The organism is Leptolyngbya sp. FACHB-711 (assembly GCF_014695615.1).
GTDB lineage: Bacteria > Cyanobacteriota > Cyanobacteriia > Elainellales > Elainellaceae > Leptolyngbya_A.
In genome coordinates, this window is record NZ_JACJOR010000182.1 from 1 (window position 1) to 9,347 (window position 9,347).

General features: G+C 52.9%; 9 protein-coding genes. 3 read left to right on the plus strand and 6 right to left on the minus strand.

All coding sequences use genetic code 11. The annotated features are described in order from the left end of the window. Nucleotides 1-53: 53 nt before the first annotated feature. Together H6F80_RS06460 and H6F80_RS06465 are read left to right on the plus strand one after the other, a co-directional pair. Nucleotides 54-1,397 carry an adenylosuccinate synthase gene (locus tag H6F80_RS06460; protein WP_190790766.1) on the plus strand — a complete coding sequence of 448 codons (1,344 nt, stop codon included), beginning with the start codon at nucleotides 54-56 and terminating at the stop codon, nucleotides 1,395-1,397. A 79-nt stretch (nucleotides 1,398-1,476) separates the two neighbouring features. Continuing rightward, complete coding sequence (locus H6F80_RS06465) at nucleotides 1,477-2,067, plus strand: 50S ribosomal protein L25/general stress protein Ctc (RefSeq protein ID WP_190790767.1); 591 nt, start codon at nucleotides 1,477-1,479, stop codon at nucleotides 2,065-2,067. 225 nt (nucleotides 2,068-2,292) lie between these two features. Here H6F80_RS06465 and H6F80_RS06470 read toward each other — a convergent pair whose 3' ends face one another. The 4 genes from H6F80_RS06470 to H6F80_RS06485 all read right to left on the minus strand — a co-directional run bounded on the left by H6F80_RS06470 (nucleotide 2,293) and on the right by H6F80_RS06485 (nucleotide 5,645). Then, nucleotides 2,293-2,886, minus strand: coding sequence for a DUF192 domain-containing protein (locus H6F80_RS06470; RefSeq protein ID WP_190790768.1), 594 nt, complete (start codon nucleotides 2,884-2,886; stop codon nucleotides 2,293-2,295). A gap of 96 nt (nucleotides 2,887-2,982) precedes the next feature. Then, nucleotides 2,983-3,891, minus strand: coding sequence for an amino acid ABC transporter substrate-binding protein (locus H6F80_RS06475; RefSeq protein WP_206755041.1), 909 nt, complete (start codon nucleotides 3,889-3,891; stop codon nucleotides 2,983-2,985). Nucleotides 3,892-3,973: 82 nt separating this feature from the next. Continuing rightward, complete coding sequence (gene nblR / locus H6F80_RS06480; RefSeq protein WP_190790770.1) at nucleotides 3,974-4,669, minus strand: response regulator transcription factor NblR; 696 nt, start codon at nucleotides 4,667-4,669, stop codon at nucleotides 3,974-3,976. Between the two features lie 58 nt (nucleotides 4,670-4,727). After that, nucleotides 4,728-5,645, minus strand: coding sequence for an NAD(+) kinase (locus H6F80_RS06485; RefSeq protein WP_190790771.1), 918 nt, complete (start codon nucleotides 5,643-5,645; stop codon nucleotides 4,728-4,730). Between the two features lie 403 nt (nucleotides 5,646-6,048). Between H6F80_RS06485 and H6F80_RS06490 the strand changes: the two genes are divergently transcribed. Then, a complete protein-coding gene (locus tag H6F80_RS06490) occupies nucleotides 6,049-6,804 on the plus strand; it encodes an LmeA family phospholipid-binding protein (protein ID WP_242067197.1) in 756 nt (251 codons plus the stop codon). A 256-nt stretch (nucleotides 6,805-7,060) separates the two neighbouring features. On the opposite strand, the gene H6F80_RS06495 is transcribed toward H6F80_RS06490, so the two are convergent. Both H6F80_RS06495 and H6F80_RS06500 read right to left on the minus strand, forming a co-directional pair. Beyond that, entirely contained in the window at nucleotides 7,061-7,960 is a 900-nt protein-coding gene (locus tag H6F80_RS06495; protein ID WP_190790773.1) for a ferritin-like domain-containing protein, read from the minus strand. Nucleotides 7,961-8,155: 195 nt separating this feature from the next. Next, entirely contained in the window at nucleotides 8,156-9,238 is a 1,083-nt protein-coding gene (locus H6F80_RS06500; protein WP_190790774.1) for a class I SAM-dependent methyltransferase, read from the minus strand. Between the last annotated feature and the right edge of the window lie 109 nt (nucleotides 9,239-9,347).

A 9,347-nucleotide genomic window follows, 5' to 3' on the forward strand; every position in this document is an offset into this window, starting at 1 on the left:
CCGTATTTTGCCGATAATTAGAGTTTGTGTGAACTTTCACCGGAACTAGGATCTTGGCTAACGTAGTCGTCATTGGTGCCCAGTGGGGCGATGAGGGAAAAGGGAAAATCACCGATTTGTTGAGCAAATCAGCGGATGTGGTGGTGCGGTATCAAGGTGGTGTTAATGCTGGACATACCGTGGTCGTGCAGGGGAAAACCTTTAAGCTTCACCTGATTCCGTCAGGAATTCTGTATCCCGCAACAGAGTGTATTATCGGTTGCGGCACGGTGATCGACCCTAAAGTGCTGATTCAGGAACTCGATCAGCTCGAATCCCTCAACGTTTCTGCCAAGAATCTGCTGATCTCCGAAACGGCGCACGTCACGATGCCCTATCATCGACTGATCGATCAGGCGTCCGAAGATCGCAGAGGCAACCATAAGATCGGCACTACTAAGCGCGGCATTGGTCCAACCTACGCTGATAAGTCAGAGCGGATTGGCATTCGCGTCATCGACCTGATGGACACCGAAGGCTTGCGAAAGCAGCTGCGCTGGACGGTGGAATATAAAAACGTCATCCTCGAAAAGCTGTACAACCTGCCGCCGCTTGATCCCGATGCAGTGATCGAGGAATATCTGGGCTATGCCGATCGCTTGCGTCCCCATGTGGTCGATAGCTCGCTGCGAATTGCTCAAGCAGTGCGCCAAAAGCGCAATATTCTGTTTGAGGGAGCGCAAGGTACATTGCTTGACCTGGATCACGGCACCTATCCTTATGTCACGTCCTCGAATCCGGTGGCGGGGGGAGCCTGTATTGGTGCGGGCGTTGGTCCCACGATTATCGATCGCGTTATCGGCGTTGCCAAGGCATACACAACTCGTGTCGGCGAAGGTCCATTTCCGACTGAATTAGAGGACGAAATGGGCGAACTCTTGTGCAAGCGGGGCGCAGAATTTGGTACAACCACCGGGCGGAAGCGTCGCTGTGGCTGGTTTGATAGCGTGATTGGTCGCTATGCGGTGCGAATTAACGGTCTAGACTGTTTAGCAATTACCAAGCTCGATGTGCTGGATGCGCTGGAAGAAATCAAAGTCTGCGTTGCCTACGAAATTGATGGACAACGCTGCGATGATTTGCCCACGAATGCGCGTCAGTTTGCCCGCTGTCGTCCGGTTTACGAAACGCTGCCTGGCTGGAAGCGATCGACCTCCGACTGCCGCACGTTAGATGATCTGCCACCCCAGGCACTCGACTATCTCAAGTTTCTGGCAGAGTTAATGGAAGTGCCGATCGCCATTGTTTCGCTAGGGGCAAGCCGCGATCAAACTATCATTGTAGAAGACCCGATTCACGGACCGAAACGGGCACTGCTCTACGACAAGGGGAGCCAGCAAGCCGGGGTCAGAGGATAGATTCCTGCGGAAAAAGTCTCCCAGGAAGTTCTTCCAAAAAGTTTTGTCCACTATTGATCTTGTAATCGCGAAATTACTTATGGAACTTACGATCGAATGTCAAAAGCGCCCCGAAGGGAGCAAACCGAACGCTATGCGCCGTGAAGGACAGCTTCCGGCAGTGCTGTACGGTCACAACGGAGCAGAATCTGTCTCGCTAGTCATGGATCTGAAAGCGGCAGAACTGCTGGTCAAAAAAGCATCGCTCAACAATACGCTGATTACCCTCAACGTCACCGACCTACCCTGGAGCGGCAAAGCCCTCCTGCGCGAAGTGCAAGCACACCCCTGGCGCGGTAGCCTATATCATCTCAGCTTTTTCTCAGTGGGTCAGCAAGAGTTTCTGCAAGTTACTGTACCGCTTCACTTTGTTGGAACGGCGATTGGTGTGAAGCAAGAAGGCGGCGCACTCGATACAGTGCTGAACGGACTGGAAATCTCCTGTGCCCCGGGCGACATCCCTGAGACGATCGAAGTGGATATTTCTGATCTGCATGCAGGGGATACGATCCATGTAAATCAGCTTCAGCTCCCCGAAAGTATCACGGTGCTGGGCGATCCCGATCGTGTGGTGGTCAAGGTGCTGGGTCGCGGTGGTCAGGTCAGCGACGAAGTGGATCAGGAAGGCTAAACGGCTTTCCAGTCGAAAATTGAATTAATAAATCATAATGTTGAGCCAGGTTGATTCCTGGCTTTTTTGTTGCTTGGATGACTGCTGCTTGGATGCGTCAAGCAATCCGGCAGTATGGATCGGCTGCATTTAAGCAATCCGGGATACAGGAACGGTGAAAGCCCCCGACCCTGTTGATCGATTTGATCGATCGTCTGATTTCACAATTAGGATTACTGTATCGAATTACTGGATCGGCTGGTTAAAATAGCGGATTTCAACCCGATCGCCCACCTGTAGCCCCAGTTCCGCAGCGCGTCCGGCTCGGAGTTCGATGACTTGATTCACCGCTTCATTTGTGCCGTAGGTCGGGCAGGGGTCAGTTGTGCAGGGTGGAGAATTCGGTGCAATCGCCTTCACTTCGCCATTCAGCATAAACACCATGTCGAGCGGCTGCGGCGTATTTTTCATCCAGAACTGCAACGGACGCGGCGGATTAAACGGAAACAGCATTCCGCGATCGTCAGGTAAGGCAGGGCGATACATCAGCCCCATTGCCTGTTCGCGAATAGTACGGGCAACCTCAAGCTGAATCTTTTGTCCGCGCATCGTTGCCTCAGCAGTAATCGGCAGCATTTGTCCTGCAGGTGGGTTGGTGGCAGATTGGGGGGCAGCAGGTCGATTTAGAGCAGGTTGATTCGCGGGCTGACTGGCAGCAGGCGGCGTTTGGGTAACAGGTGCGGCACCGGGAGAAGACTGGGAAGACTGGGGCGGAGGGGTACAGCCTAACAGCAGGATACCTAAACTAACGCTAAGCAGGGACGGCAGAGGAAGGGACATGAAGGCAATCATCGGATCAGGGGAATCAGGGGAAAGGGAATTTAGGGGACGATGGAGAACCTTAAATCCTCACTAGACACTTCTCTAAAAGCCGCCTCAGAGATTTGAATTATCTCCAGCCTCAACGATACGGCGAAAGAAATCGAGGACGGGTTCTCGATCGATAGGCACAACTCCCGTTGCACCAAACCAGCGATCGAACAGAGCCAGGTCTTCTGGATTTTGATCGAGGACGCCCTGCATAAAGTCAGTCAGGGTTGCATTGACGGCAGCTTGAAAGCGATCGTTCCCTGGCGGCAGCAGACACGCATAGGTTTGCTCGTCGTAGGGCGTGCGCGGAATGACCGTGAGGCGATCGGGTTCAGAGCTGGTACGCCGCATTGCCTCTAGCAAAATACCGTCGCTGGCAAGGGCATCGATCCGATTTCGCTCTAGAGCCTGCATTCCCGTTGCGCGATCGGGTAAATCGACAAATTCTGCAAAGGCAAGGCGACGTTTGACGCTGTCGGCATTTGTGGTGCCTGAGATAACGCCAATCCGAAATTGATTGCCAAACGTGTTCCCTTCTTTGACCAGTAATTGAGTTCCAGTCTGGAAATAGCCGATCGAAAACTGAGCATTCATCGCCCGACTGCGGGAAAAGCTGGTAGAGTCACACAGCAGCTCCATTTTGCCCTGTTGCAATGTGTCATAGCGATTTGCAGGACTCACTTCGACAAACGGAAACCGCACCGATCGCCCCAGCTTGGACTCTAAACGCTGTTTCATCCGAGCCACCAGATCGATCGAAAATCCAGCGGGCTGTCCCTGCGCGTCAAAATAGCTAAAGGGAAAGGCATCGGTTCGTACGCCGATCGCAAGAACCCCTTCCTGCGTCACGCGATTGATCACGGGTTCTGCCCGACTGATGCCTGCACTAAGCAAAATCGTGAGAAACACGACCGCAACAATTACCCCAAAAGAGGAACTGCTTCGCACCGCCTGAAGCCGATAGATTCGATTCACGCCAACCTGCCCTCGGATAAAACGCGATTCCCCCAGAGGGGAACTGCTTCGCACCGGGAGTTTACCACAACCTCAGCCGGAATTACGATTCCCGCAGCACATAGCCCACGCCGCGTACGGTTTGAATCAGCCGCTTCTCGCCTTCGTCTTCAATTTTGAGCCGCAGATAGCGAATGTACACTTCAATCACGTTCGACTCGCCCATGAAGTCATAGCCCCAAACGTTTTCGAGAATCTGTTCGCGGGTCAGGACTTCACGGGGATGCTCCATTAGATATTTCAGCAGCTCAAATTCTTTCATGGTCAGATCAATTACCCGATTGCTGCGAAAGACTCGCCGCGTTGCCAGGTCTAATACCAGATCTGCAAAGCGCAACTGCTCATGATTGGGCACATCAGACTGCAGATAAAGCCGCACCAGTTTCAGAAATTCATCGCTGCGGTAAGGCTTCAGAAAATAGTCGTCTGCGCCCGCCTGCAAACAGGCAACTCGATCCTCCAGTGCGTCGCGCCCCATCAGTAGCAGAACAGGCATTCGTGCCCCGGTTGCCCGCAGGTGACTGCACAATGACAGCCCCGAATCTCCTGCCAGCAGCCGATCAACGACCACCAGGGCGGGCTGTATTTCCTTTGCCTGACGCAAACCTGTTGCCGCATCGTAGGCGATCGACGGGTCGTATCCCGATTCGCGCAAATCAGAGCTGACGTGCTGCGCCAGCATTTCATCGGTTTCAATCACGAGAACCTTTGGATTTTGCTCCTGAGCCAGACTGCTCATCAGGTCTCACACTCCTTTTTCGATAGCACTCAGCCGATAGCTTTAGGTAGCTTTTCGCCTACGGTAGCTCGACTGACGTGGGCTTTGCTACATGGGGTAGTCCCCATCCTAGCTTTTCTCTCAAAACATGGAAAAATTCATTGGGTCGCAGGCGAATAAACCGAGCCGCATAGGGCGATCGCAGCAGTCGCACCTGATCTTCGGGCAGCACCGAACAGCCGGCATTGCCATCCACGACCATGACCAGCGGGTCGCGGTTTGCCGCATAAATCACCACTGGCTCATGATCAGCAAATACCAGTGCCCGCGATGCCAGCGAGTGAGGACAAATGGGCACAAGCTGCAACACAGGCACACCCGGAGTAATCACCGGACCCCCTGCCGACAGAGAATAGGCGGTTGATCCGGTTGGTGTTGAAATAATAATGCCGTCTGCCGCAATATCGACCGGGGCATGTCGCCCAATTTCGATTTCAAAATGGCACATGCTTGTGAGCGGTTCCCGATGCAGCACCATTTCATTTAGGCAAAGAGCCTCCCACATCAGTCCACCATCGCGCCAGACTTGCACTGTCAGCATTGCCCGTGATTCGACTTCGTACTTGCCTTCGACGACTGCCTCGATCGCCTGCGGTAGGTAGTTCACGTAGGTTTCGGTCAGAAAGCCCATGTGCCCTGTATTCACCGTTAACAGCGGAATCTCATGGGGCGCAACCTGCCGGAATGCCGCCAGAACCGTGCCATCGCCGCCTAGGACGATCGCAAATGCCATGTCTTCATCAAAGCCAGGGGGGGTAAGCTGGGTGATCGGCGTATGGCAAACCGGACGGCCGGGCTTCGAGTATCCCAAGATGCCGCCTTGTCCGGTCGCCTGACAAACTTCCCATCCCAGGGCAGTCAGCTTATCTGCTAACTCCTGGGCAATGCGACAGGCGATCGGTTTGATATCGTTGTAAATAATGCCAGCTTTGGGCACGCTCAATGTCCAGTCAATTCAGAGATTAGCAAGGATGCGGAACAACCCAAGCAGAATCAACGCTCTGTTAGGGTCGCACTTCCTCTCTAGATTAGAGCGATCGGCGATGCTTTGAACAGCTTTTCGCCAGAAAGCCAGCTTGTAAACTGGTTATTGGCAGCAGAGGAACCGGTACACGGGAAGCCAAAACAAGGCAGGACAACGGTTAACCCGGGTAGACCGAGCAATCTGATTAGTTTTTGTGAATCCACTGTCAGGGAATTGGTATTTGCTTTAGTTGTCGCATTTGTAATATTTTGTTACAACGGGAGGGACAGACGGAACTTAAAAGCGCGTTTCTAACGAGTGCATCCTGATGTTTGGTAGTTTTACAAATCCTAAGAGCAGTTCCGGGACTTCAAGTATGGATTTTGGAGAACGGATGCTCAATGCCGCCGCAACCCAGTCGATTCGCCACCTTTTTTCGCAGTGTGAGTCGATCGAAGTTGCAGTGCGCTGCTATCCTTCTAGCAAATTGCTTCAAGGCAGCATTGATAATTTCAAGATGAGCGGTCGCGGATTGGTGATTCGCCGCCAGTTTGAAGTTGAGGAGATGTCGTTTGAAACCGACGCAGTCTCGATCGACTTCGGCTCGGTGCTAGGGGGTCAGCTTCGCTTGAAGAAGCCAACCCAGGCAGTGGCTCAAGTCGTTTTGAATGAAGACGGTATTAATCGGGCATTTCAAGCAGAGCTGGTTCAGAAGAAGCTCTATCAGGTCGATCTGGAACAGCTGACCAGTCTCTCAGGCGGAGAGCCAGTTTCCTTTCGGGATATTCAGCTTAGACTGTTGCCCGATAATCAAGTCAGCATTGCTGCCAAAACCGATCTGCCTAACCAGAGTGACGTGCCAATTCAGCTTACGGCAACCCTTGCTGTGGAAAAGCGGCGCAGAATCGCCTTTCAAAACCCGAAATTCAACCCGGAGGGCATCGCCGACTCGGCGCGCGGACTCGCGGAAGTGGTGACCGAAGCCTTCGCGCAAGTGCTAAATAATATGGTTGATCTCGATCGCTTTGATCTGGATGGGGTAATGTTACGAATTAATCGTCTCGAAACCCAGGGCAAATCGCTGATCTTTAGCGGCTATGCCCAGATCGACCACTTCCCAAATGCAAATTAGAGCATTGTTAAAGGGAGCTTGAGCCGGGTGAGAGGTTCTAGATGGCTCCCTATAATTCCCCATTAATTACTTGCCGCTCTAAAAGAGCGAGGGGGGACTTTGAAATCGCAAGGGAGCCAGGTTCCCTCAGTATTTATGGGGTAGAAATTTAGGGGGTAGGGGCGGATCAGGGGATGATTTGAACTGTTCAAACATCCTTGTTGACGATCGCCCCAACGATTCAGATCCAACCAGATTCAATGTGCTAATGCAGAATCTACTTTGAGGTCTGCTGAGTGTTGCGCGTTAGACTGCTGAGAAACATTGGGACAAATCGTTCCATCAGGGCTTTGGGGTCGCGCTCCATCACTCGCTGCACTGCCATGAGTCGGGTTTGCTGAAGATCGGGAGCCAGCAGGGTTTGGGGCAGACGTTCCATCAAATAGCCTGCCCGCTGCCACAGTGGAAGGGTATTGGCGATATCCACCAATTTGCCAACGCGCCGTAGCTCTGCGCCAAGGGTGATGTCCATACCACCTTCAAACGCTGCCTGCTCGATCGCCGCATATTTGCGTTTTGCCTGCTCGACCTTCTGCCGATGTTCAGGACTTTGATCTGCCAGTTTTCCCAACCAGCGGTTGCCCCAGCGAACGTGACCCGCTTCTTCGGGCAGGATACGCTCGATCGTCTCTCGAATTTTGATGTTTTCCTCGGTTTGGGGAGCTTGCTTCAGGGCATAGATATGAGCAGAGAAATACTCGCAGCCGCGCTTTTCCGTGACATTGATCGCTGCCAGTGCAGAGATAAGGCCGTCATCCAGATTTTCTTCAGCGTTGAGGTATTCGCGATCGAGCAACCGCTCGAACTCGTCAATGTAGGATGCACCGGGCGGGGTATTCACTTCTGCACCCAGATCAACTAGCAAATCCGTTAGCCACATGGCATGGCGAGACTCATCTGAAATATGGTGCGACAAATCGCGGATTAGCTCAGGACATTTGCCATTGAGCTGTTCGATTACGTCAGTTAAGTCCTTGCAGCTTCGCTGTTCGCTATAGCGGTAGCGGTTAAGGGTGAGTAGGTGCAGTTCCCGGTCTTGAACAACCATTTTCAGCACATCACGAGCACTGAAGGAGCCAAAGGAACTGGTGAGTTTGCGTGGGTACGTGACTGTCATCGGTTTAAGGTGGGGGAGTAGGGGGTGGATGGACAGATGGGGGGATGAGTCAGGGAATCGAGGGGTGGGGACGGGTGAGAAGTGATGCTTGGATAGGGAACCGAGCCCGGTCTATGGCTCAAGCTCCCCAACGTTAGGAAATTTAGGGGGCGATCGAAAGCTTTGCGACTTCTCAAACAGGCTCTCAGCCCTTTCCTACGAAGGCTTGCGGGCAACCCAATATTTGCTCATAAAGTGAACTTCCGGTTCAGCAACGATGAACCCAGCTTTTTCCAGCCGTGTCGTCATGTCGTCGGTGACATAGTGGCGGTAATACGGCTCGTGGAACATGATTGGAAAGTTTCGCATTGCGGGAGCCAGTTCGGGTGAATCGCTCATCTGAATCGAATCGCAAACCACCAAAGTACCGCTCGGTTGCAGTACCCGGAAACATTCCTGAATCACCTGCTGACGCGCCTCTGCGGGAAGTTCGTGGAACAGGAAAACGCAGGTCAGACCGTGGAAGAAGTTGTCCTGGTAGGGAAGTTCTTCGGCATTTGCCTGCATTAGCTGAGGCAGTTCGCCCGATTGCTTTGCGGTTCCCCCAAGGGGTAATCGTTGAGAGAGCAACTGATTTGCCTTGCGGAGATAAGCCGGAGAGAGATCCGTGCCAAACAGAGCCGCATCCGGCAGCATTCCGCGAATCATGCGAAGGGTGCGCCCTGTTCCGCAGGCAACATCCAGCACCCGAATCTGATGAGGTGGTACGTCAAACGCGCTGAGTCCCTGCTTCAGGGGAGCCAGTACCCGTCGCCGCATCGCATCCGCCGCCCCATTAAACAGCAGCTCGACCTGCAAATCGTAAAGGTTGGCGGAATGATCACTTAGGTAGCCGTCAGTCTGGTAATGGAAGTTTTGCAGATAGTAGCGGGGATAGGCGTCTTTTTGAATGTCGCGATCGAACTCTTGATAGCGTTTGCCGCCGATCCGCTCCCAGATGCCAATCATGTCCAGAATCACGGTGGGATAGTTCAGCACAAACTCATCCCATGGGTCATCAAACAGCAGGCTTTCGGGGTAAATGCCCTGCTCTGCATCCTGCCAGTCCTGCGCCAGAATTTTGTCCATGCGCTGCTGCACCGTCGCCAACAGCTCAGGCGTCCAAGGTTCGACCTCCTGTTTAGCGTTGGGAGCAAAGAGGTGCATCGCTTGCGTGCTGATTGCTTTATGAGCGACGCTAAAAATGCTTTTGCCTTGCTGCAAGGCTTGGTAGGTCAGTTTAGTGAGAGTCTCAGCCATGAGATCGATTAGATTAGCGGTTAGAACTTGAAAAGGGTGGGTAACAAGACTATGAACTAACAGACTATGAATAAGTGTAACGAAGAAATTATGAATGTTGGACTTCTGA